General features: G+C 50.3%; 20 protein-coding genes. 10 read left to right on the forward strand and 10 right to left on the reverse strand.

What is annotated here, in order from left to right; genetic code table 11:
• Positions 1–82 precede the first annotated feature (82 nt).
• On the forward strand, positions 83–1,513 hold the full coding sequence (gene hldE / locus NO559_RS05090) for a bifunctional D-glycero-beta-D-manno-heptose-7-phosphate kinase/D-glycero-beta-D-manno-heptose 1-phosphate adenylyltransferase HldE (protein WP_258330716.1): 1,431 nt from the start codon (positions 83–85) through the stop codon (positions 1,511–1,513).
• 93 nt (positions 1,514–1,606) lie between these two features.
• On the opposite strand, the gene NO559_RS05095 is transcribed toward hldE, so the two are convergent.
• The 5 genes from NO559_RS05095 to gshB all read right to left on the reverse strand — a co-directional run bounded on the left by NO559_RS05095 (position 1,607) and on the right by gshB (position 5,269).
• On the reverse strand, positions 1,607–2,212 hold the full coding sequence (locus tag NO559_RS05095) for a hypothetical protein (RefSeq protein WP_258330717.1): 606 nt from the start codon (positions 2,210–2,212) through the stop codon (positions 1,607–1,609).
• A 141-nt stretch (positions 2,213–2,353) separates the two neighbouring features.
• Positions 2,354–2,782: a Holliday junction resolvase RuvX gene (gene ruvX, locus NO559_RS05100; protein ID WP_258330718.1), complete on the reverse strand. Its 429-nt coding sequence runs from the start codon at positions 2,780–2,782 to the stop codon at positions 2,354–2,356.
• A gap of 3 nt (positions 2,783–2,785) precedes the next feature.
• Positions 2,786–3,361 carry a YqgE/AlgH family protein gene (locus NO559_RS05105; protein ID WP_258330719.1) on the reverse strand — a complete coding sequence of 192 codons (576 nt, stop codon included), beginning with the start codon at positions 3,359–3,361 and terminating at the stop codon, positions 2,786–2,788.
• A gap of 46 nt (positions 3,362–3,407) precedes the next feature.
• Positions 3,408–4,304 carry an energy transducer TonB gene (locus NO559_RS05110; protein ID WP_258330720.1) on the reverse strand — a complete coding sequence of 299 codons (897 nt, stop codon included), beginning with the start codon at positions 4,302–4,304 and terminating at the stop codon, positions 3,408–3,410.
• Between the two features lie 11 nt (positions 4,305–4,315).
• Entirely contained in the window at positions 4,316–5,269 is a 954-nt protein-coding gene (gshB, locus tag NO559_RS05115; RefSeq protein ID WP_258330879.1) for a glutathione synthase, read from the reverse strand.
• Positions 5,270–5,567: 298 nt separating this feature from the next.
• On the opposite strand from gshB, the gene pilG reads away from it, so the two are divergent.
• From pilG to NO559_RS05160, 9 genes are all read left to right on the forward strand, one after another.
• Positions 5,568–5,954 (forward strand): twitching motility response regulator PilG, encoded by a 387-nt coding sequence (gene pilG, locus NO559_RS05120; protein ID WP_258330721.1) that lies wholly within the window; start codon positions 5,568–5,570, stop codon positions 5,952–5,954.
• Between the two features lie 74 nt (positions 5,955–6,028).
• Positions 6,029–6,391: a twitching motility response regulator PilH gene (gene pilH / locus NO559_RS05125; protein WP_258330722.1), complete on the forward strand. Its 363-nt coding sequence runs from the start codon at positions 6,029–6,031 to the stop codon at positions 6,389–6,391.
• A gap of 35 nt (positions 6,392–6,426) precedes the next feature.
• Positions 6,427–6,969 carry a chemotaxis protein CheW gene (locus tag NO559_RS05130; RefSeq protein WP_258330723.1) on the forward strand — a complete coding sequence of 181 codons (543 nt, stop codon included), beginning with the start codon at positions 6,427–6,429 and terminating at the stop codon, positions 6,967–6,969.
• A gap of 64 nt (positions 6,970–7,033) precedes the next feature.
• Entirely contained in the window at positions 7,034–9,130 is a 2,097-nt protein-coding gene (locus NO559_RS05135) for a methyl-accepting chemotaxis protein (protein ID WP_258330724.1), read from the forward strand.
• A gap of 46 nt (positions 9,131–9,176) precedes the next feature.
• Positions 9,177–10,040, forward strand: coding sequence for a protein-glutamate O-methyltransferase CheR (locus NO559_RS05140; RefSeq protein WP_258330725.1), 864 nt, complete (start codon positions 9,177–9,179; stop codon positions 10,038–10,040).
• Positions 10,041–10,076: 36 nt separating this feature from the next.
• On the forward strand, positions 10,077–16,082 hold the full coding sequence (locus tag NO559_RS05145; RefSeq protein ID WP_258330726.1) for an Hpt domain-containing protein: 6,006 nt from the start codon (positions 10,077–10,079) through the stop codon (positions 16,080–16,082).
• Positions 16,083–16,096: 14 nt separating this feature from the next.
• Positions 16,097–17,068 carry a chemotaxis protein CheB gene (locus NO559_RS05150; protein WP_258330727.1) on the forward strand — a complete coding sequence of 324 codons (972 nt, stop codon included), beginning with the start codon at positions 16,097–16,099 and terminating at the stop codon, positions 17,066–17,068.
• The gene (locus NO559_RS05155; protein WP_258330728.1) at positions 17,065–17,535 is read left to right on the forward strand and encodes a chemotaxis protein CheW; all 471 of its coding nucleotides are present in this window, start codon (positions 17,065–17,067) and stop codon (positions 17,533–17,535) included. Before NO559_RS05150 ends, NO559_RS05155 begins: the two co-directional genes overlap by 4 nt.
• 451 nt (positions 17,536–17,986) lie before the next feature.
• Entirely contained in the window at positions 17,987–19,303 is a 1,317-nt protein-coding gene (locus NO559_RS05160) for an FAD-binding oxidoreductase (RefSeq protein WP_258330729.1), read from the forward strand.
• A 121-nt stretch (positions 19,304–19,424) separates the two neighbouring features.
• Here NO559_RS05160 and NO559_RS05165 read toward each other — a convergent pair whose 3' ends face one another.
• From NO559_RS05165 to NO559_RS05185, 5 genes are all read right to left on the reverse strand, one after another.
• Positions 19,425–20,150, reverse strand: coding sequence for a 16S rRNA (uracil(1498)-N(3))-methyltransferase (locus tag NO559_RS05165; protein WP_258330730.1), 726 nt, complete (start codon positions 20,148–20,150; stop codon positions 19,425–19,427).
• A gap of 15 nt (positions 20,151–20,165) precedes the next feature.
• Positions 20,166–20,993, reverse strand: coding sequence for a methylenetetrahydrofolate reductase [NAD(P)H] (gene metF, locus NO559_RS05170; RefSeq protein WP_258330731.1), 828 nt, complete (start codon positions 20,991–20,993; stop codon positions 20,166–20,168).
• 95 nt (positions 20,994–21,088) lie between these two features.
• Positions 21,089–22,453, reverse strand: coding sequence for an adenosylhomocysteinase (gene ahcY, locus NO559_RS05175; protein WP_258330732.1), 1,365 nt, complete (start codon positions 22,451–22,453; stop codon positions 21,089–21,091).
• Between the two features lie 71 nt (positions 22,454–22,524).
• On the reverse strand, positions 22,525–23,736 hold the full coding sequence (metK, locus tag NO559_RS05180) for a methionine adenosyltransferase (protein WP_258330733.1): 1,212 nt from the start codon (positions 23,734–23,736) through the stop codon (positions 22,525–22,527).
• A 38-nt stretch (positions 23,737–23,774) separates the two neighbouring features.
• Positions 23,775–24,779, reverse strand: a complete 1,005-nt coding sequence (locus NO559_RS05185; protein WP_258330734.1) for a metalloregulator ArsR/SmtB family transcription factor — start codon at positions 24,777–24,779, stop codon at positions 23,775–23,777.
• Positions 24,780–24,795: the final 16 nt, after the last annotated feature.

Consider the following 24,795-nt stretch of genomic DNA (forward strand, 5'->3'; position numbering starts at 1 on the left):
TTTCTGGCTGACGGTAATGGTCATTTCTCTTCGTTCACGTAATAATACCCGCCTGTGAACTTTATTTAGAGATAACTCCCCTATGAAACTCACCATGCCCCGTTTTGACCAAGCCCAAGTCCTAGTCGTGGGCGATGTAATGCTAGATCGCTACTGGCATGGTGGCACTAATAGAATCTCCCCCGAGGCACCGGTACCAGTGGTTAAGGTCTCGCAGGTTGAGGACCGGCCCGGTGGCGCGGCCAATGTGGCTTTAAATATCGCGGCTTTGGGGGCGGGTGCCTCGCTGTCTGGCATAGTTGGCAAAGACGATGAGGCTGAGGTGCTGGCCACTCGCATGCAGGCGGCGCAGGTACATTGTAATTTTCAGCAGGCTGAGAGCGAGCCTACTATTACTAAGTTGCGGGTTATCAGCCGTCATCAGCAATTACTGCGTATGGATTTTGAAGAGGCTTTTAGTGCCTCTGCTGCCGATGGCCTAAGTGACAAAGCCAAGGCTATGCTGCCTGCTATGGGGGCTTTGATACTGTCGGATTACGCCAAGGGTGCTTTGTTGGATCCGCAGCCATTAATACAGGCCGCCAAAGCCCTTAATATTCCCGTGTTGGTAGATCCTAAAGGCACCGACTTTAGCCGCTATCGCGGTGCTACTTTGCTCACCCCTAATTTGCACGAGTTTGAAACCATAGTCGGCCACTGCGTCAACGAGCAGCAGTTAGTGGCCAAGGGAGAGCAGCTGATGGCTGAGCACGACCTGCAGGCGCTGCTTATTACCCGCGGTGAGCACGGCATGACCCTGTTGCGCCCCAACGAGCAGGAGCTGCACTTGCCGGCCCGCGCGCGCGAGGTGTTTGATGTAACCGGTGCTGGCGATACGGTGATTTCTGTTTTGGCGGCATCACTGGCGGCGGGTGAGCCTATGCCACAGGCGGTGGCGCTGGCCAATTTAGCGGCGGGCATAGTGGTAGGCAAGCTGGGTACGGCGGTGATCAGTGCGCCCGAATTGCGCCGGGCCATTAACAACGAGCAGGGCTCAGAGCGCGGCATGTTAAGCCTAGAGCAGCTGCAAATAGCCTTGCAAGATGCCCGTGCCCACGGCGAAAAAGTGGTGTTTACCAATGGCTGTTTCGATATTTTGCACCCCGGTCACGCCGGTTATTTAGAGCAGGCCAAAGAGCTGGGTGATCGCCTGGTGGTGGCCGTCAATGGCGATGCCTCTATCACCCGCCTAAAAGGCCCCGGCCGCCCTATTAACCCGGTAGAGAGTCGTATGTCGTTGTTATCTAAACTGGAGTCGGTGGATTGGGTGATTCCCTTTGAAGAAGATACGCCAGAAAAATTATTGGAAGTACTCAAGCCCGATATCCTCGCCAAGGGTGGCGACTACGATAAAGAAGGCGTCGTGGGCTGGCAGATAGTTGAGGCTTATGGCGGTGAGGTCAAAGTGCTCTCGCTGTTTGATAGCTGTTCCACGACTTCTATTGTTGAAAAAGTGCTGGAGAAAAACCGCTAGCCCGTTTTTAGTCACAGCTCATTTATTTGGGATTGCGTCACTAGATTGGCTTAGCTAAAGGGCTGGCAGCTTAGCCCATAAGCCGGGCCGACCTTAGAAGAAGGTTTTAATAAAAATACTGAGGTTGCTGCCGTTAATGCGGCGCTGGCTGTCGCCCTGTAAGGGGGTGTAGCGTATATCGGTTAGCCTAATCCCCAGTGCTGTGCCCTGAGAGTAGTGGTAATTATATTCTGCTACGGTGCCGGTGCTGTCTTTAAAGCGCATAGCCTCATCGGCATAGCTGTGCTCGGTTTTAAAGCGAGGGTTGAGCTGGTGGCTAAAGCCTAGGCCAAAGCGGTGTGCCCCTTGCCGGTAAAAGCTTAACAGGTCTATGGTCTTGTAGCCCAAGTTAGCATCGCCTTGTTGCGCCTCGGCGTGATCAAAATGCACCGATACCATCGCCTCCAGTGACAGCGGTAACTGCGCCAGTGGCAGGGCCGCGCCAGCCCCCAGTGGGGCCAGGCCGCTGGTGGCAAAGCTATCATCGTAGGGGTTGTAGAGGCTTTCAACCTTGTCGGCACCCCCAAAGGATAAACCGTAGGCGGTTAGCCATTGTACTTGTTGGCTCTCATCCGCCTGTGGAGTTAGGGTTTGCGCATAGCTTTGGCTGCTGCTTAGTAGCCAGAGGATGAACGATAGTAGGGGCAGCGACTTAATCATGGCTAGAGTATGTAAGAGCCATACCGCGCTGGCTATGGGTATTTACCACGGCTTTTGATAATTGCGAGTAGGTCTGCGTATAGGCTGTGAATTGTCCCGCGGGTGAGTGTGGGGGCTTAGATCGGAATGCTCTAAGGCGATTTATTGCTGGTTAAACCAGCTCTCTAAAATGATCTTGGCCGAGAGGCTGTCTACCCCTTGTTGTTTAAAGTCGCGTGAGCCGCTGCGCTCAATAATATCGCCGCGGGCCTCAAAGCTGGATAGCCTTTCATCCATGGTTTCTACCTTTACTCCAAAGCGGCCGTTAAGGCGGCGAGCAAATTTTTCGGCGCGGGTACACATCTCCGAGGGGCTGCCATCCATATTTAAGGGCAGGCCCACCACACAGAGGTCGGGCTGCCATTCCTGCAGTAACTTTTCTATCTGCTGCCAGTTGGCGGGCACTCCATCGTTGGCTTTAATTTCAGCTAAGGGGTTGGCCGTTTGGGTGAGGGATTGCCCCACCGCTGCGCCTATGGTTTTTAAGCCGTAGTCAAAGGCCAGTACGGTGATGGTTGGGGTGGCAGCCATAAATTAAGCGTGGCCGGCTTGTGGCGAGATTAGTGATAAATCTATGCCCAGTTTAGCGGCTGCTGCTTTGGCGCGCTTTTCTATGGGGGTGCGAAAAATAATATCGTTATCGGCGGGGGTGGTAAGCCAGGCGTTTTGAGCGATCTCGGCCTCTAGTTGCCCTGCGCCCCAGCCAGCATAGCCCAAGGCGACCAAGCTGTGTTCGGGGCCTTGGTTGTGGGCCATGTCGTTAAGTATATCCTGCGAGGTGGTCAGGCAAATATTGTTGGCGATAGTTTGGGTGCCCTGCCACTGTTTATTGTCGCTGTGTTCATGCAGCACAAAGCCGCGCTCGGTTTGTACGGGCCCGCCAGCTAAAATGGCGTCGCTGCGGCTGGCGCTAATATCGTCTATCTGTAAGTGAGCAAACACATCATCAAGGTTAAGCTTTAGCGGGTGATTAATCACTATGCCCATGGCGCCCTGTTCATTATGTTCGCAGATATAGGTGATGGTATGGCTAAAGGCACTGCCGTTTAGACTGGGCATGGCGATTAAAAAATGGCCAGTGAGATTGCTGCTATTGGTTTCGTTGTTCATAGCCTTAGTATGGGGGTGATTGGGCTAATCTCAAGTGTTGCAGTACTTATTCGCTGCTAGAAGTCAGGCGATTTTGGTGAAAGCGCCAGGTGCGTATGATCTCTAACACATCGACTTTGCGTTGCATCTCCGCGGGGAAGGGCGGGTAGGGGGCGGCCAAGTGCACTATGCGTATGGCGGCTTGGTCCAATATTTTATGGCCGGAAGAGGCCAGGATTTTGACATCAAATACGCTGCCGTCGGGCATCAGCGACACCACTAAACGCAGCTCGCCAAATATTTTTTGTTGCTTAGCTGCAGCGGGGTAGTTTTGGTTGCCTATGGCTTCTATTTTTTCGCGCCAGTGATGCAGGTATAGGGCATCCTCGGATTGTTGGGTGGCCACGGAGGTGAGGCGGCGTATACGTGGCCGCTTAGCGTAGGCCTGGCGCTGTATGTCTAGTTTGGCTTCTAGGCTGGAGATCTCCTGCTTGCGCTGGGCAACGGTCATCTCATTAATTTGCTGCTCGCGATGCTCTTGGCTTTCATCCTGGCTGCTGCGCTGCAATTGCTGATGGTTGGAGCTTGCCTGGGTGACCAGCACCGGGCTGGTTTTTTGCCGGGCCTCGCTGTGGCTGGATTGCTGCTGCGGCGCTATTTCGCGGATGCTGTTGTCGTGAAACTGGGCCTTGTCGCGGGTGGTGAGCATGGCGGCTTCTTTAAGGGTGCCGCTACCTTCTTGGTTGCTCTGCGCTAAAAAATCAGCTTGCTCAGGTTTCTTATCGCTGCGGTATTGCGACAGGGTAATTTCCAGCTTGGTGGCCGCAGCTTGCCTGGCCTCGGGGCTAAAGCTAACCCCTAGGATAATGGCGGCATGCAGGGCCAGTGCTAAGCACAGGGCAAAGCCCAGGCGGTCGTTGGCCAAGTCGCTGGGGTATTGTGGCGGTAACGCAGATGCTGCCATGGTGTGTGTGCTTAACGCTGGGCTAACAGTTGTTGAATTTCGTCCATCAGCATAGCCGCTATATCGGTTTGATACTCGTTATCAATTTCGCGCAAGCAGGTGGGGCTGGTGACGTTAACCTCGGTGAGATAGTCGCCGATAATATCCAGGCCCACCAATAGCAGTCCTCGCTCCTTGGCGATGGGGCCTACTTGTGCGGCTATCCAGCGGTCGCGGTCGCTTAGCGGTTGGGCGCGGCCGGTGCCGCCAGCGGCGATATTGCCGCGGGTTTCGCCTTTGGCGGGTATGCGGGCTAGGCAGTAGGGAACGGGCTCGCCGTTGATCAGCAGCACCCGTTTGTCGCCATTGCTAATATCGGGGATAAACTGCTGCGCCATAATAGTGCTTTGGCCAAAGTTGGTGAGGGTTTCCAATATCACCGCCAAGTTAGGGTCGTCGGCCTTTACTCTAAAAATAGAAGAGCCGCCCATGCCGTCTAAGGGTTTGAAGATGACATCTTGGTGCTGTTGGTGAAAGGCCCGCAGCCTCGCTGGGTCACGGCTGACCACTAGCGGTGGGCAGCACTCGGGAAATTCAGTGGCAAACAGCTTTTCATTGTGGTCGCGCAGGCTTTGTGGCTTGTTGACCACTAAGGCTCCCTGGCGCTCTGCGGCCTCTAAAATATAGGTGCTATACAAAAACTCGTTATCAAAGGGCGGGTCTTTGCGCATAAGAATGACGTCAAGCTCGGCCAGGGCAATATCCTGGCTGTCACCTAAGTCGTAATAGTGCTCGGGGTCGCGAAAAACCTGTAAGGGAGTGGCCGTTGCCCGCGCCTGCCCCTTATCTAAGTACAGGTCTTGCTGGCGCATATAGCTGATCTGCCAGCCGCGGTCGCTGGCTGCCCAAAGCATGGCTAAAGTACTGTCTTTTTTGTAATGGATGCTTTCTATAGGGTCCATTACCACGCCTAGGTGAATAGTCATAGTGAGGTTGCTCTTGTAATCGAAGTGGTCGCTAAATTCTGTTAGGTGTTTCTCAGTTCCAGCTGGGCGATATTGCATTGTGCCTCTATACTGGTAATTTGCTCTAAGTTACGTGGCTGGGCTTTACAAATCAAGACTACAATTAAGGCTGGCTAAGAAACCACACAAAATAGATTTTTCTTAGAATTATCTGGGGTTTATGGATAAAAGCTTGAAACTGTGTTAAATATTAAAGAGTTTCGTGATAATCCATAACTGCGCAGGTATAGCGAGTTAAAATGATAATAAGGTCGATGGTATGGAAGTAAACTTTGAAGATTTAAAAGTCATGGTCATCGATGACAGCAAAACGATTCGTCGCACGGCAGAAACCCTACTCAAAAAAGTGGGCTGTGAGGTGATTACAGCTACCGATGGTTTTGATGCGCTGGCCAAGATTGCCGATAGCAAGCCCGATATCATCTTTGTTGATATTATGATGCCGCGCCTGGATGGCTACCAAACCTGTGCGTTAATCAAAAACAATAGTGAGTTTAAGTCTACCCCTGTGATTATGCTGTCCAGTAAAGATGGCTTATTTGATAAGGCCAAGGGCCGCATTGTGGGCTCTGACCAATACCTCACTAAACCATTTAGTAAAAACGAATTACTAGGGGCGATACAAGCCCATGTTAGCGAAGCTTGAACGCTGGCCAACCTATAATAATAAGTGAATAAGCCCTTAGCTGGGCTCTGTATAGCATCTAGAGGGAATGATTTATGGCTCGAGTATTGATTGTTGATGACTCGCCTACCGAAACTCACAAAATGTCGACTATCCTCGATAAGCACGGCCACCAAGTGCTTACCGCCGGCAGTGGTGAAGAGGGAGTGGCAACCGCTAAGGCCGAGCTGCCTGATGTTGTGCTAATGGATATAGTTATGCCTGGCTTAAATGGTTTTCAGGCCACCAGGCAGCTCAGTAAAAATGCTAGCACCAGCCACATCCCGGTGATTATAGTGACCACCAAAGATCAGGAGACCGACCGGCTGTGGGGCCAGCGTCAAGGCGCCAAGGGGTATTTGACCAAGCCTGTTAACGATGCGGTATTAATGAATGCTATCAATGAAGTGCTGGCCTAGGGCTGGCAAGCGCAACACAACTATAGTGAGTTGCTATGAGTAAACAACTACAAGCTTTTGCCGCCTTACAGGATATAGCAAGCCGTAGCCTGCAGTCGGCCAAAGGCCTGCCTGCGCAGGTTGATGTAGTTCCGCTGTGGTCAGGCATAGGTTTTACCTTGGGTGGCCATCGTTTTGTCGCCCCTATGGGTGAAGTGTCTGAAATTTTAGTGCAGCCTCCTGCTACGCGTTTGCCCGGTGTTAAGCCCTGGGTACGTGGCGTTTCTAATGTGCGGGGTAAGTTACTACCGCTAATCGATTTAGAAGTTTTTTTTGGTGGCGCATTAAGTGGCGGTCGCAAAAATCACCGCGTGCTGTCTTTAGAGTTAGGTGAGCTGTATACCGGCCTTATAGTCAATGAGGTGCACGGTATGCAGCATTTTCCTGTTGATACCTTTAGCGATGAGTTGCCAGCGGGCGTTGAGCCTTTGGCACCTTTTTTGGCGGGTAGTTATCAACAAAACGGCGATACTTGGGTGGTGTTTAGCACCTTTAAGTTGGCACAAAATACAGAGTTTATGAATGCAGCGGCCAGTTAATATTGGGCGCTTAAAATAAGATTTAATTAATGATCGATCGGATATTGGGCTGGGAGTTCCGGGCATGAATGCTAAAACAAAAGGTGCAGCTGCTAAGCTGTCGACAAATCGCACCATACTATTTTTTATAGTGTTGCTGGCCGCAGGCTTGGTGGGGGCGATAATTAATGCGTATATCGTTCTTAGGGATGCGGGGCACGATGCGCAGTATCTAGAGCTAACGGGTGAGCTGCGTATATTGTCGCAACAAATCGCCACCAGTTCGCGGCAGGCGACCGGCGGAGACCCAGAGGCGTTTACCCAGCTAGATAATTCACGAAATAGCTTTAACGATACCTTGCGTGTATTGCTCAATGGTAAGGGCGACTTGCCCTCGCCGCAGGCTATGTTAACCGATGAGTTGTCGGCGCTGGGCTCAACCTGGGCGCAGGTTAACACCTCGGCAGAAACCATTGTAAAAAACCGTGAACGTATACTGTTTTTACATGATGTTGCTAGAACCCTGAACGAATCTATACCCGAGCTGCAAGAAGAGTATAACAACGTTGTTGAAATCCTTACCGATAACCGAGCCCCCGCCGACCAAGTGTCTATAGCCCAAAGGCAGTCATGGCTGGCAGAGCGTATCGCGCGTAACGTCGATAAGATGCTACAAGGTGGCGATGCCGCTAAAGCGGCGGCCGACCAATTTAACTTGGATGCGAGTTTGTTTGGTAGCGTGCTGGATGGCATGCTGAAAGGTAATCGCGTAATGGGTATTACCCGCGTTACCGATGCCGAGGCTAAAGCCAGCTTAGAGGGTATTAGCCAGCTGTTTGAATTTGTGAGTGGCTCGGTAGATGAAATCTTCCAAGCCTCTCCCGACTTGTTAAAAGCGCGTGAAGCTGCCGATAAAATCTTGGTTGATGCGCCGCGCATGATGGAGCAAACCAGTGAGCTAGCTGCCCGCATCGGTCGCTTAGAGGGCGAGCGCACGGTAACTACTACCACCGCGCTGGTGTTTGTGGGTATCACTATCTTTGCGGTATTTATGATAGGTATACAAAACTTCCGTAATACCCGCGCCCGCTTGAACGAAACGGCAGATACCAACGAGCGTAACCAGACCGCTATCTTGCGTTTACTGGATGAGCTAGCCGACTTGGCGGACGGTGACTTAACCACCACTGCAACGGTATCGGAAGACTTTACTGGCGCCATCGCCGACTCTATCAACTTTACTATCGACCAATTAAGAATACTGGTATCGCAAATAAACGACACCGCGGTAAAAGTATCGGTGGCGGCAGAAGAAACACAGGGCACTGCACTGCACTTGGCCGAAGCGTCTGAGCATCAGGCGCAAGAAATTGCCGGGGCATCAGCGGCGGTTAACGAGATGGCGGTGACCATCGACCAGGTATCTTCCAACGCGGCCGAATCAGCCAGCGTTGCGGAGCGCTCGGTTGCCATCGCTAACACCGGTGCCGAAGTGGTACAAAACACCATACACGGCATGGATAACATCCGTGAGCAGATACAAGAAACCTCTAAGCGTATTAAACGATTGGGTGAATCGTCACAGGAGATTGGTGACATCGTATCTTTGATCAACGACATCGCCGACCAAACCAACATCCTGGCACTTAACGCTGCCATACAGGCCTCGATGGCGGGTGACGCCGGTAGGGGCTTCGCGGTTGTTGCGGATGAGGTACAGCGCCTAGCGGAACGTTCATCAGCTGCAACCAAGCAGATTGAGGCGCTGGTAAAAACTATCCAGTCAGATACCAACGAAGCGGTAATCTCGATGGAACAAACCACCGCCGAGGTGGTGCGAGGTGCGCGCTTAGCACAAGACGCGGGTACTGCACTGGAAGAAATCGAAACCGTATCGCAGGAACTGGCGGAATTGATTCAAAACATTTCGAACGCGGCGCGCCAACAGGCATCGTCAGCGGGCCACATCTCCAATACCATGAATGTAATCCAAGAGATTACCTCGCAAACTTCATCAGGTACTACTGCAACCGCGCAATCTATCGGTAACTTGGCCGGCATGGCGAACGAACTGAAAGAATCGGTGGCGGGTTTCAAACTGCCTGAAGAGGAAGATGTGCTATTGGAAGAAGCGGGTGCTGATATTACCGAAATAGATATGGAACTGGTGGAGGTTGAGTAATTCACCATGCTCACCACAGCCTACGATAGCGGCGATGTAAATAGTCATGGCGTCGTGGGCATATGAGCCGCTAGCGCCATTAAGCGATAAGCAATATGAGCAGTGGCAGGCATTACTAGAGCAGCGCACCGGTATTTGCTTTATGCAACACCGATCTATTTTGCAAGCTGGGTTAGTGTTGCGCATGCGGGAGATAGGCATTAGTGATTACGATGAATATTTTCAGCAGGTCAGTGCCGTACCTCAAGGAGCCATTGAATGGTCTTTGTTGGTGGATCGCATCTCGGTTAAGGAAACCAGTTTTTTTAGAGATGCTGATGCCTTTAATGCGGTTAAGCAGTTTTTACTCAACCGCCTTGATGCCCAGCAAAGGCCGCAAGATGATACATTAGAAATTTGGAGTGTGGGTTGCTCTACAGGTGAGGAGGCTTACTCTCTTGCCATGGTTGCCAGCGACATGGTCGATTATACCCAGGCTAAAATTTTTATAGGGGTGACGGCAACCGATATTAGTTCAACCGCATTAAGTTACGCCCGGCGAGGTGCTTATGCGCCGCGCAAGCTAGAGCGCATGCCGGCAGAAACAAAAATTAAATACTTTTCAGAGCAAGAGGATAAACACTTCCAGGTTGTTCCTAGCCTGAAACAAAAACTATGTTTTACGCAGGGTAATATCCTAGAGCTGGAACAAGCGCCAGCCATAAAAATGGATATTATTTATTGTCAAAACGTACTGATATATTTTCAGCGTTGGCGTCATAAACAAATACTGGATATGTTTGCCGAACGCTTGAAGCCCGGCGGTTTGTTAGTCATGGGGGCGGGTGAGGTTACACAGTGGAACCACCCAAAAATGAAACGGTTAGCTGATGAACGCGTATTGGCTTACCTTCATGCTCATGAGCAATAAGCGCTGATTGAATTGATAAAAAAAGGGCCATAGAGAATGGTTGAGCGTCGAGATTATGTTGCGCTAGATTGGGTAGCTGGAGAGATAGAAGAAACTCTCAAACAGGCCGCGCAAGCTTTAGATGCCTATATTGCCAATCGTGATGATGCGACCAAGTTGCGTTTTTGTTTAACACATATCCATCAAGTGTTAGGCACTTTGCGCATGGTTGAGTTCTTCGGCGCTGCATTACTGGCCGAAGAAATGGAATACGTAGCGGATGCCATTTCCCATAACCGCATACACGAAAGCCATATAGAAGATGCCCTGCAAGTATTGCATGCCGCTATGGTGCAGCTGCCCAAATATTTAGAGCGGGTTAAAGCTTCGCGCCATGGCCTGCCGTCCATTTTATTGCCGGTATTAAATGATTTGCGTGCTGTGCGCGGCGAGCAACTGTTATCAGAAACGGTTTTATTTGCCCCCGATATGTCCATGGCCAAAGAAGGTCATGCCGCAACAGCGCTAAGTATTTCAGGTAAAGAGCTAACCGAGGTTGCACATAAACTAAGGCAAATGTACCAAATTGCTTTATTAGGTTTAATACGCGGCAAAGATGTTAGGAAAAATTTAAATTACCTAGCAAAAGTTTGTGCGCGCTTAGTAAAAGTTTCAGAAGGGCAATCCTCACAAGCTATATGGCGTGTTTGTATAGCAGTTTTAGAGGGCTTGCTAAATGGCTCTATAGAGACCAGCGTCTCGGTAAAAATTTTGCTGCGCCAAGTTGATAGGCAAATCAAAAACATTATCGATCAAGGTGAGCTGGCGGTATTGGCGCCATATCCAGAAGACCTAGTTAAAAACTTGCTTTATTACGTGGCGCGCAGCAAGGCCAACTCCCGTTATATTAAAGAAATTAAAAACGATTTTAATTTGGCTGGCTCGCTACTGGGTGAGGGCGATTTAGACGGTGGCGATTTGGCCACGCCCGATAGTGCCGCTATGCACGCGGTAATGGTGGCGCTAGCCAATGAGCTCTCCGATATACAGCAGCAAATGCAAGTGGCTGGCACAGATAGTGTGGCGCTAGCAGGTATATTGCCTCTGTTTCGCCGGGTCTGCGATACCATGGCCATACTGGGCTTGGGTAGTCATCTTAAACAGCTGCATGATTTATACACGCGTTTTGCCAAACAGTTGGCAACCGATATTGATAGCCAGGAAATTGCCGAGGTACTGGCAGCGATTACCGCTATCTGCCTAGAACTTAAGCCTGATGAATTAGTTGAACCTGAACAAAAACAAGAGCTGTTTAACGATAGCGAAGAGGCTCAGGGCCATTTAGATACGGCTTTTGAATCGGTGCTGCGTGAATCGCGAGTAGGCTTAGAACAGGCTAAAGATGCGGTTATAGAATTTGTCGCCACCCAGTGGGATCACAGTTGCTTGGCCGATGTGCCCGCGCAATTACAAAATATTATTGGCAGTTTAGGCATGGTGCCATTAGCCCGTGCCAGCACAATTTTAAAATCCTGCGAAACCTATGTTAGCCGCGATTTACTGGCCAACAAAAGCGTACCCGATTGGCAGGTGTTAGATACTTTAGCCGATGCGATTACCTCGGTAGATTATTATTTAGAGCGTCTAATCGAAGACCCAGAAAGTGACGGCAGTGTTATTTTAGATATGGCGGCCGACAGTGTTGCTGAGCTAGGCTATCCGGTGGCGGCTGACAGCGTTAGTGCCGATGAGCCACCCCTGTTGGCTGCCGAAGCTGAACCAGCCAGTGTAGAGCCACCGCTGTTAGATGAGCCCCCAGTGCTCAATGATGAACAGCCTAGTGAGGGTCATAGCGAACAACAAAGTAGCGAGCAGAGTGTTGAACCGCCGATACTTGCCGCAGCAGAAGAATTTATTGTAGAGCCACCGACCTTAGAGCCCGAGCCCTCAGCGGCTAGCGATGAGGTAGGTGAACTGTCACCAGAAGATATACCCTTATTAGCCGAGGCCATGGCTTCTGAGTTTGTCGATCCCGACGAAACCACTATAGATTTTGAAGACGCCGAAGAGCTTAGCGAAAGCCATGCTGCAGCCAGCCCAGAGCCTATTGCCGACCTTGAAACCGCAACAGCCGCCGCTGTAGAAGAAGATGAAGATTACGATCCTGAAATTGTAGAGATCTTCATTGAAGAAGCCGGCGAAGTTTTAGAAACCATAGCCGAGTACTTACCGCAATGGCAGGCCGACCACAGTAATAGTGACGCAAGAGACACTGTGCGCCGTGCTTTTCATACCTTAAAAGGCAGCGGCCGTATGGTGGGGGCCACCGATATAGGTGAGTTAGCCTGGGCTATAGAGAGCCTGCTCAATACCATTATCGATGGCTCATTAAATTTAGAGGGCCAGCACTTAAGCCTAGCGGCTGAAGTTGCCGACTATGTGCCTACCATGGTTAGCGCTTTTGAAAATCGCCAGCCTATAGAGGGCGCCACGGCACAGGCCTTTATTGCCCGCGCCGAAGCTTATATTGCCGGTGACGTGCCTGCAGCCGAAGCTGTACAAGCACAGCCTGAAGTAGAAGAAACTTCGCAGCTTGATGATGGTTTGAGTATAGAAGAGCCAGAGCAACAGCCAGAGGAAGATGCTTTGGCCTTAGAGCTGGCCGATGAAAGCGAAGAGGCCGTTGATAACGAACTGCTGGAGATCTTTGCCGGCGAAGCTGCTACGCATAGGGAAGTGCTGGATCAATTTATCAGCCATTGCCACGAGCTAGCGGGCCCCGCCGATTTAACCGACGAATTGCAGCGTGCCTTACATACCTTAAAAGGCAGCGCCAATATGGCGGGTATTACCCCAGTGGCGATGATAGTAGGGCCGGTGGAAGGTTTGATAAAAGATTTGCGCGCCATGCAAATGAAGGCTGATCACAGCATTGTTGAGCTGTTAGAACAAACCTCTAGCTACATTTCGCAGGGCTCGGCACAGCTTAGTACTAACCCCATGCAAACACTGCCAGGCAGTGACGATTTTTTAACGCAGCTAGCAAACATACATCAAGAGCGCTTAGCTGTCGCCGCCGATGCCAACGCCGAAGACAACAGTATTCCGCCGCAGGCGCTAAATGAATTTTTAACTCTGAGCCTAGACGTAGTAAGCGATGCTGAGCAAAAACTACTGGCTTGGGCTAAAGACGAGCTGGATGAAGGCAAGCAACAGCAGTTGCTAATACAGTTTTCTCGCATGATAGAGCGTGCTGAAATTATTAATATGCCCGCCTTTGTCGAGCTGGCGCAAGCGATGCAAGTTTTCTATAGGCAGGCCATAGATGCCGGTGAACAAAGCGAAGCGTTTTGTAACTTGGCAGCACAAGGCAATGACGCCTTAATTGATATGTTAGACCAAATTGCTGGCCATCAAACGCCAGCTTTTGATGAAGCTTTGTTAGCGGCGATAGAAGACTTTAGCATGTCGGCAGGCAGTCCTATGGCCGAGTCTGAAACCGCAGAGGCCGATGCTATCGCTAGCAGCGACGTTAGTGAGGCCAGCGATGAGTTCGAGCCTATAGAGCCGCAACTAGAGCAAGCGCCAGAACCTGAGCCTGAATCTGAACCAGAGTCGCAAACCATAAGCGAATCAGAGCCGCTAGCAGCGCCAGCGGATAGCAGCACTGCCAGCGCCGACGATGATGAAGAGCTGGATGATGAAATCATCGAAATCTTTATGGAAGAGGCGGGTGAACTATTAGAGTCACTGGATGAAGCTATACATGCTTGGAGCGAAGATAGAACCAATCGCGCCCACCCCGATGAATTACTGCGTGTATTACACACCCTTAAAGGCGGCGCGCGTTTAGCGGGTATTAGCAGCATAGGCGATCTCAGTCATAATTTTGAAACGCGTTTGGAAAGCCTAGATTTAGATAATTTACAGGCCGATGACGCGCTGATGGCTGAAACCCTAGCCACTCAAGATCAGTTAGTGGTTATGGTTGAAAAGCTTAAGCAGGGTGAAAGTCTGGTCGGTATAGCCACCGATTTACCTGCGGTAGATGAGCCAGCAGCCCAGCCTGAAGTTAAACCGCTGAGTGAGCCTGTTGCCGAGCAGCGCAATGAATTTAACCTGCCCTTAGCAGCGGCCAAGCCCGAAAAAACAATCACACCTTTTACCGCTCCTGCAGCCAGCAACGACACGGTAACGCCTCTGCCCGCTGATAGTAAGCGCGGTCCGCAAGAAGTGGTCAAAGTGTCGGCGCAGTTATTAGAGGAGCTGGTTAACCTTGCGGGTGAAACCTCTATTTCCCGTGGCCGTGCGGAAGAGCAAATTTCGGAGCTGGTTTTCTCGCTAGACGATATGCAAATCACCGTCGACCGCTTGCAGCAGCAGGTGCGTCGTTTGGATATGGAAACCGAGCAGCAAATTCTCTATCGCCAAGAGCAGGTAGAGAGTGAAGGCCTAGAGGGGTTCGACCCCTTAGAAATGGACCGCTATTCACAGCTGCAGCAATTATCGCGCTCGCTGTTAGAGTCCTCATCGGATTTGACCGATATTAAAGGCACGCTGGCCGATAAAGCTCGCGACATGGAAACCTTGTTAGTGCAGCAGTCGCGCATTAATACCGAGCTACAAGAAGGTTTGATGCGTTCACGCATGGTGCCCTTCTCACGCATGGTACCCAGGTTGCGCCGTATCGTCAGGCAGGTCAGTGGCGAGCTGGATAAAAAAGTCGACTTCCGTTTAGATAATGTCGAAGGTGAATTAGACCGTACCGTGTTAGAGCGTATGGTCGCGCCCTTAGAGCACATGTTACGCAACGCGGTAGATCACGGCATAGAAAACAAAGAGCAGCGTCAAGCGGCGGGTAAGTCACCGCGCGGCACTGTTGCCCTTAATTTAGCGCGCGAAGGTGGCGAGATCGTGTTAACTCTCTCCGATGACGGCGCCGGTATCAACTTAGACGCGGTGAAGAAAAAAGCCATAGAGCGCGGTTTAATGGAGCCTGATGCCAGCCTCTCTAATCATGAAATTTTGCAATTTATTTTGCAGGCCGGCTTTAGTACAGCTGACAAAGTGACACAAATATCGGGCCGCGGCGTAGGCATGGACGTGGTGCACAGCGAAATCAAACAGCTGGGCGGTACCATGGACATAGAGTCTATCTACGGCCAAGGCACCCGCTTTATTGTGCGCCTGCCCTTTACCGTATCGGTTAACCGCGCCTTAATGGTTAACATAGGCGGCGACAACTATGCGATACCGCTAAACACCATAGAGGGTATAGTGCGGGTTAGCCCCTTCGAGCTAGAGGCTTACTATCAGCCCGATGCCCCGCTATTTGAATATGCCGGCCAATCCTATTTATTGCGCTATATGGGCGCACTGTTAAACCGCGGCGAAAAACCGATTTTGGAAGGCCGCAGCATGCCCTTACCGGTGATTTTAGTTCGCGGTGCTGACCACTCGGTGGCAATACAAGTTGATCATCTGATGGGCTCGCGCGAAATAGTGGTGAAACCCTTGGGCCCCCAATTTAGCATGGTGCAAGGCTTGTCGGGTGCCACCGTGTTGGGTGATGGTAATGTGGTTATCATCTTGGATCTGCCTGCCATGATACGCGCCGATGCCCTGCATGCGCATAGAGATGTATTGATACCGCAAGATGAAAGCCGCTACGAAGAAGATCGCATCACTAAAGTGATGGTAGTGGATGATTCGGTAACCGTGCGCAAAGTAACTTCGCGCTTCTTAGAGCGTCAAGGCATGGAGGTAGTGTTAGCAAAAGATGGTATCGACGCCGTCGCGCAGCTTAATGAAATGGAGCGCATCCCTGATGTGATGCTACTGGATATAGAAATGCCACGCATGGATGGCTTTGAAGTCGCCAGCCGGGTAAGGCACACCAGCCGTTTAAAAGAGCTACCCATAATTATGATTACCTCGCGTACTGGTGATAAGCACAGAGAGCGCGCCATGAGCTTAGGGGTTAATCACTACCTGGGTAAGCCTTACCAAGAGACGGTGCTACTAGAAACTATACAAGAGCTTACCGGCGCTGTAGCAGGGTGATAGGTTATTAAGCGATGACGGCACATGCCCGGCGGGTGGCGTTGGTAACCGACAGTGAGCTGGGCAGGCAGGCGCTAATGGCCTTAGTCGGCGGCTCGCAAAATAGCATTGCGGTGAGCATAGATGTAAGCCTAGGCAGCCAGCCCTTGGTCGACTATCTTCAGCAGCATCACGATGAACACTTGGATATGTGGCTGCTGGATATTAGCGCGCAGCACGACCAGAGTATTTTGCACATAGTCTGTGATGGTAGCGACAAGCCCATCTTAGTTAATGACGAGTTACCTACTGCTCAGCATATGCAGCGCTATCAATTGTGGCAAAAGCGCTTATTGGAAAAGGTGGCAGGTCTCAGTATAGAAAATAATGGCGCTGACAATGTTGGCTTGGCCCCTGCTGTACAGGTTTGGGTGCTGGCCGCCTCATTGGGTGGCCCCGCAATGGTTAAGCGTTTTTTAAGCAGCCTGCCCAAAGGTTTACCCATAGCCTTTGTATATGTGCAGCATATAGAAGCAGAATTTGATAATTACTTAGCGGGCGGCATGGGGGCCGAGCAGGGTTACCCCTTGCGCCTGATAAACCGTGAACAAAATTTACGGGCCGGCGAAACGTTGGTCGTTCCAGCCGACGCCCAACTACGATTTTTACCCTTTGGCGGCGTGATTAAAACGGCCATACCCTGGCAGGGCCCTTACCAGCCTTCAATTGATCAGGTGGTAGCCGAGCTGGGCAAAGAGTATAGGAAAAAACTCGGCGTGATTATATTTAGCGGCACCTGTAATGACGGCGAAATTGGTTGCCGCGTAGTTAAAGCCTGTGGCGGCAAAGTGTGGGCGCAAAGCCCCGCCACCTGTGTGAGTGCGGCCATGCCCGAGGCCGCAATGAGCACTGGCTGTGTTAGCTTTCAAGGCAGCCCAGAAGAATTAGCGATGCAATTGGCGCATATTATGGCGCAGCCCATTGCCCAGCAAGAGGTTAGACGATGAGTGAACAAGTAGTAACAACAGTAAACGATGAATTAGCCACTCTATTAATACCTATGAATGGTAAGCAGTTGGTGGTGCCCAATGTCACGGTGGCGGAAATTATCCCCTATATTGAGCCCAGTACCGAGCAAAGTGATTTACCTACTTGGTTTTTAGGCAATATCAATTGGCGCGGTATAGAAGTGCCGGTGGTGTCCTTTGAGGCGATTAATGAGGAGCCTTTTGTTAGCCAAAGTGCTAACCGTCGTATTGCCGTACTCAATGCCTTGGTGGATGGTGAAAAGCTCCCGTTTTGCGGCCTTATCGCCGAAAGTGTGCCGCGCCTAATGCGTATACAGCCCAACGACATAGTTAATGAGGATGTGGAAACCGGCCCCGCTGAGTTAGGCCATGTGCTGGTGCATGGTGAGCAGGCGGTAATCCCCAATGTGGATTACATACAGGAGCAGGTGCTGGCGCTGCAATAGCTGAAGGTCTTCACTTTAAACGCAAAAAGCCGAGCCCAGCTCGGTTTTTTGCGTTTAAAGACTAGTTAAAAAGCGGTAGGTAAAACCCTGTGAACAGCTTGGCAAAGGTTTATAATGAATAGGCGTTCATCATAAGGCATTGTTTTAATAGGGTTTTATCTTTTTTTAAAAAATTGTGGACAAGTGCTGTTGCGGCATTATAATGAATGTATATTCATTCGCTAATGTGTGTTGGCATGACTTTTCAGTATCTACCTAAAACCGCTGCCTGTTTAAGCCATGGTACAGGCGGCCGCCACATCCTCACCTTGCCTGCGGCTTGGGTGGTGATGTTTGCTACCTACTGGTAATTGCTACCGCTGATCGTTTCTCTTTTGTAAATTTATTGATTACTACCTGTTGCTTGCCTTTGTGTGCAGGCGAGCAAGGTTTATGTTGTAGGAGTTTTATTATGTCTCACTCTGTATTTAAAAATGCCAAGGGCCAGCACGTCGATTCCTATTACGCCGCTACGGTAGGCGAGGTGGCAGACTACCCACGTTTACAAGCTGATATAGAAGCCGAAGTGTGCATTATAGGTGGCGGCTTTGCGGGCATTTCAGCGGCTATAGAGTTAGCTGAACAAGGCCATGATGTCGTATTGCTAGAAGGCGTGAGAGTGGGCTGGGCGGCTTCGGGCCGCAACGGCGGCCAGATTATAGGCGGTTGGCGTGATAGCTATGATGACTTGGAGGCTAAATTTGGCTATGACACCGCCAAAACTTTTGCCGACATGAGCAACGAAGGCAAACAAATTATTTATGACCGAGCCGAAAAATATAAGATCAATGCCGATATAAAAAAGGGCTATTTGTTGGCGGCCATGTGTAAGTCGCATGTGAACTACATGCATGACTATATAGCCGAGGCGGAAAAGTGGGGCGGTGCCGAACACTACCGTCTTATTTCGCAGCAGGATGTGAAAAACTATATAGACAGCAATAGCTACATAGGCGCTTTAGATAATCAAAGCAACGGCCACTTACACCCTTTAAAATTGGCGGTGGGTGAGGCTAAGGCTGCTGCCGATTTAGGTGTGCGTATCTACGAACACTCACCCGTGCTGGATGTGCAGGGCGGCGATGAGCCTGTAGTGACTACCGCTCACGGCAAGGTAAAAGCAAAACAGGTGATCATGACGGCTAACTGCTACCTGGGTAAGGCCGCACCCAAGCTAGAAAAGAAAATCATGCCCGCCGGCACCTATGTGATCGCCACCGAACCACTAGCGGCTGAGCGCGTAGCCAAGCTTATCCCCCAAGGCCAAGCGGTGTGTGATATGCGCCATATATTGGATTACTACCGTATTACCGCCGACAACCGCTTACTGTTTGGCGGCAAAACTATTTACAGCGGCAAAGACCCCAAAGACATAGGCAAAAGCATGTTTAAAGATATGCTAAAAGTGTTTCCGCAGTTAGCAGATGTCAAAATAGATTTTGCCTGGGGCGGCCATATAGATTTATCGGTTAACCGCATGCCACATATGGGGCGTTACGCCGATAATGTGTATTTTGTGCAGGGCTTTTCAGGCTTTGGTGTGGTGGCTACACATATAGCCGGCCGTGTATTGGCAGAAAAAGTCATGGGCAATACCCAGCGTTACGATATCTGGAATCAAATAAAACACCACACTTTCCCCGGCGGTACTTTGCTGCGCAAGCCCGGTTATTTATTAGGCTCCAGCTTTTTTTATTTGCGGGATATGATAGATACGATGAAGGGGTAAAGTTTTTAGTTCCTAGTTCCTAGTTCCTAGTTCCTAGTTCCTAGTTCCTAGTTCCTAGTTCCTAGGATAAAGACTAAAGTCAAAAGGCCTCAATACTGGAGGCCTTTTTATAATTAAAAAATTAGATATCACCCCACAGCGATTGCAGCAGGGTTAGGGCGGCCAGTGGTGCGGTTTCGGTGCGCAGCACTCTGGGGCCTAGGCTTAGGGCGTTAAAGCCTTGAGCTAGAGCCTGTTCAATTTCGTGATCACTGAGGCCACCTTCGGGGCCGATTAAAATAGCGGCGCTGTTGGGGCTGTCGGCGGGGTTTAACTTTTTCGTATTGCGGTGGTGTAATACCAGTTTTTTCTCGGCTTGACTGTTGTTAAGCCAGTCTAGTAAGGGGGTGGGGGCGTGCAGCTGCGGTAGCAGGTTGCGTTGGCATTGTTCGCAGGCGCTGATAATAATATTTTGCCAGTGGCTGTGTTTTTTTTCGGCTCTATCGGCTTTGAGTTTCAGCTCGGTGCGCTCGGTATACAGCGGTGTAATCTCAGTGGCACCCAATTCGGTGGCTTTTTGCATTACCCAATCCATACGGTCGCCCTTAGACATGGCTATGCCTAAGTGTACCGGTAAAGGGGATTGTCTATTGTCGCTGCGGTGTTCGCCTATAATAACGCTAACGGATTTTTTAGAAAGGCTGACTATGTTGGCATCAAACTCGCCGCCCTGATTATTGAATAATATGAGGGCGGCATCATTTTGCATACGTAAAACTTTACTTAAATGATGACTGGCTTGCGCTTCTAGCTCAACGGTTTGGCCAGTGACCAGTGTGTTTTGAGTAAAAATTCTAGGTACGCGCATGCTCAATCAATCACATTAAGAAAGTTTTAAGTTTTGCCAAATGGTTTTGTTCGGCTCTACCAGATTCATGGTGTAAAAATGCAAGCCCGGGGCGCCGCCCGCTAATAAGCGTTCGCATAGACTGCTAATAAAATCGGTGGTAAAAGCCTTTAAGCCTTCGGGGTCGTTTTCTAAACTTTCTAATTTATAACCCAACCAGCGTGGTATCTCGGCACCACAGGTCTTAGAAAAACGCATTAAGTTGTGGTGGTTGATGATGGGCATAATGCCGGGATAGATGGGCTTGTCTATGCCTATCTTGTCGCACTTTTCCAAAAAGTGGAAATAGGCATCTACATTAAAAAAGTACTGAGTGATCGCGCTGTTGGCACCGGCGTCCAATTTCTCTTTTAAAAACTGTATGTCTTGGGCGTAGCCGTCGGCATCGGGGTGTATCTCGGGGTAGCAGCCTACTTCTATATTAAAGTGATCGCCGGTGTGCTCGCGTATAAAGGCAACTAACTCACTGGCATATACCAGGCGCTGCGCCCCTAAGCCCGAAGGCATGTCGCCGCGCAGGGCTACCATGCGTTTTACGCCGGCGTCCTTGTAGCTAGTGATCAGTTCCAGCATTTCTTCTTTGCTGTCGCTACCAAAAGACAGGTGTGGGGCGGTGTCTATACCTTCGTCTATCATTTCTAACACTATGTCCTTAGTGTTATCGCGGGTGGAACCGCCGGCACCATAGGTCACAGAAAAAAACTCAGGGTTTAGCTGGTTTAACTCAGCGCGTACTAATTTAAGTTTTTCTTTGCCCGCATCGGTTTTAGCGGGGAAAAACTCAAAAGAAAATCGTTTGGACATGGAAAGAGTCTCTAGTTGGTAGCCGCTAGTTCCTAGAGGAATTCGCGGCCTAATGTTCTGCTAGCGACTAGTGGCTAAGCCACTAGCGACTAAAATTAATACTTATAGGTTTCCGTTTTATATGGGCCGTCTACCGATACGCCTATATAGTCCGCTTGTTCTGGGGTTAGCTTAGTTAATACACCACCAAAACCGTTTACCATATGTGCGGCTACTTCTTCGTCCAGCTTTTTGGGCAGTACTTCTAGGGTAATAGCCGCTGGCTTTAAGTCAGCTTCCAGGTCGGCGAACTTGCGCTCATATAAATAAATTTGTGCCAGCACCTGATTGGCAAAAGAGCCATCCATAATACGCGAAGGGTGACCGGTAGCATTGCCTAGGTTTACCAAACGCCCCTCTGATAATAGTATCAAGTGATCGTTTTCAGCTTTGTTGCGGTAGACCTTGTGTACCTGTGGTTTAACTTCATCCCATTCCCAGTTTTTTCGCATATAGGCGGTGTCGATTTCATTGTCGAAGTGGCCTATGTTACAGACTACCGTACCTGATTTTAGCGATTGTAAAATCGCTGAGTCGCACACATTGAAGTTGCCAGTGGTGGTCACGATTAAGTCAGTGTTGTTTAATAGTGCTTTGTTAGTATCTTCTGGCTTGCCGGTGTTTATGCCGTTGTTATAAGGCGACACCACTTCAAAACCATCCATGCAGGCCTGCATGGCGCAGATGGGATCTATCTCGGCAACACGTACTATCATGCCTTCCTGGTTTAGCGATTGGGCAGAGCCTTTACCTACATCACCGTAGCCTATAACCAAGGCTTTTTTGCCAGATAATAAGTGATCGGTGCCGCGTTTGATGGCGTCGCTTAATGAGTGTCTACAGCCGTACTTGTTGTCATTTTTTGACTTGGTTACTGAGTCGTTAACATTAACCGCAGGCACTTTTAAGGTGCCTTTTTCTAACATCTCTTGTAAGCGGTGTACGCCGGTGGTGGTCTCTTCAGTAATGCCGTGTATACGGTCTAACATGTGGCCGTATTTGTTGTGCAGCATCAGGGTTAAGTCGCCGCCATCATCCAATACCATATTGGCATCCCAGGGCTGGCCATCTTTTAAAATGGTTTGCTCTAAGCACCACTCGTACTCTTCTTCAGTTTCACCTTTCCAGGCAAACACCGGCACACCAGCGGCGGCAATGGCAGCAGCGGCGTGATCTTGGGTAGAGAAAATATTACACGATGACCAGCGAACTTCTGCACCTAAGGCCACCAAGGTTTCAATCAATACACCGGTTTGTATGGTCATGTGTATGCAGCCTAAAATCTTAGCGCCGGCTAAAGGCTGGCTGGGGCTGTATTTTTCGCGCATAGCCATTAAGGCTGGCATTTCAGTTTCGGCTATGTCTAATTCTTTACGGCCCCAATCGGCTAAAGAAATATCGGCTACTTTATAATCGCTCATAATAAAATCCTAAAAATAAATATTTTGTTTAGTCTTGCCGCTTAAAACTTGCGGCTTATTGCTTGATGTAGTTAAAGCGCAGCTTTCAGTGCATCAACCTTATCTGTTTTTTCCCAGCTAAAAGCGGTAAACGTGTCTGACTGTTGTTGGCCGCTTTCGTCTTTCCAGCTATAGGTGTGCTCAAAGGGCTCGCGGCCAAAATGGCCATAAGTCGCGGTGAGCTGATACATGGGGTGTTCTAAGTCCAGCATCTTGTTAATGCCGTAAGGGCGCAGGTCAAATACTTTGCGTATGGCGGCGGCTAATTGATCGTCGCTAACCGTGCCGGTGCCAAAAGTGTTGACCGAAATAGAAGTGGGTTCGGCCACGCCTATGGCGTAGGACACTTGTATTTCGCAGCGCTCAGCCAAGCCAGCGGCCACTACATTTTTAGCCACATAGCGGCCTGCATAAGCTGCCGAGCGGTCAACCTTTGAAGGGTCTTTGCCCGAGAAAGCGCCGCCGCCGTGGCGCGCCATACCGCCGTAGGTATCAACAATAATTTTTCTACCGGTTAAGCCGCAGTCACCTACCGGACCGCCGATAACAAATACGCCGGTGGGGTTGATGTGATATTTAGTGTCGGCGTGCAACCATTCGGCGGGCAATACCGGCAAAATAATATTTTCTATCACGGCTTCGCGTAAATCATCTAATGCAATTTCGGGGTCGTGCTGGGTGGATAGCACTACCGCATCTATGGCGACGGGCTTGCCGTTTTCATAACGTAAACTCACTTGCGATTTTGCATCAGGGCGCAACCAGGGCAGTATGCCTTCTTTGCGCAATTTCGCTTGGCGTTCCACTAAGCGGTGCGAGTAGTAAACCGCGGCAGGCATTAAGGTGTCGGTTTCGTTAGTGGCATAGCCAAACATTAAACCTTGGTCGCCAGCGCCTTGCTCTTCGGGCTTGCCGCGATCCACGCCTACATTAATGTCTATAGATTGTTTGCCTATAGCATTGAGTACCGCACAGCTGGCGCCATCAAAACCTACCGCCGAGCTGTTGTAGCCTATGCCGGTGATAACGTCGCGAATAATATCTTCTAAATCCACATAGCAAGAGGTTGAGACTTCACCGGCCACTACGGCCATGCCGGTTTTTACCAGCGTTTCTACCGCCACGCGAGCGTTTTTATCTCTGGCAATAATGGCGTCTAAGATGGCATCTGAAATTTGGTCAGCCATTTTATCGGGGTGGCCTTCTGAAACGGATTCAGAAGTAAAGGTTGAATATTCTGCCATGGTTAATTCCTTACAGGGTTTTCAAATAATGGGTAAGCCTAGGGCTTAATAAATTCTCTAATTTGTACGCGAAAGCCATTGAGTTGGGTCAGGTATACACTTTGGCCTTCTGTTAAACCGGCGCTCTCGGCCCAGCTGCTTAAATCTTCGGGCTCAAAACCCAGCCATAAATCGCCACAGGCTTCCTGTGCCCAGAGTTGGTCGTGGCTGCACAGGTCGGTAATAAATAAGCGGCCCTGTTGATTGAGTAGCTGAGCTAAATCTTTAAACATCTCGGCGGGAGAGGGCACATGATGCAGCACCATGTTGACCACTATGCTGTCTACCTGAATGCTTTTCAGGCTTTCATGTTTGCTGTCGCCGTGAATAAATTCTATGTTGGCTAGCGCCTGTTGCTGGGCAAAGGCCTGCGCCTTATTAAGCATTTGCTCGGAGTTGTCCAAGGCATACACGGTGGCAAAGTGCGGTGCTAACTCTGCCAAAAAAGCGCCTTCACCCGGGCCTACCTCTAAGACATTGCCAGCGGTGTTGGCATTGCGCAGTACCAGGCTGGCGCAGTTGCTGGCGTAAATATCGTAGGCGGCAATTTGCTCTTGTTGCTCGTTAAAGCTGTCGGCGTGGCGATTAAAAAAATCGCGCGAGCGTTGAGCGCGGTGGTTTTGCACTTCGCTTAGGCGCTTTTCTACCTCGGGGCTTAAGCGCAACTGGTCGGCGGCATCAAACACTCCACGCTGCAGGGCATCTAGTTTATGGTCCAAGGCATGGTGGGCGCGGCGGTAAAAAATGGTATTGCCTTCGCGGCGGGTGATTAATAGGCCCGCAGTCGCCAATAGTTTTAAATGATGGCTGAGGCCAGACTGCTTGTAATCCAAGATGGTGCACAGCTCTAACACGCCAAAAGAGTCGCGGCTTAACACCCGCAAAATATCCAGCCGCAATTGGTCGGCGCTGGCTTTGCACAGTGCCAGCAGGGCGGCCGCGTATTGCTGGGCTTGTTGGGCCGGGCTGCTGGGGGTGGCTAGGGCATGGGTTTGGCTATTCATGGGGGCGCAGTCTAGC

It is taken from the genome of Dasania sp. GY-MA-18 (genome assembly GCF_024734385.1).
Classification (GTDB): domain Bacteria; phylum Pseudomonadota; class Gammaproteobacteria; order Pseudomonadales; family Dasaniaceae; genus Dasania; species Dasania phycosphaerae.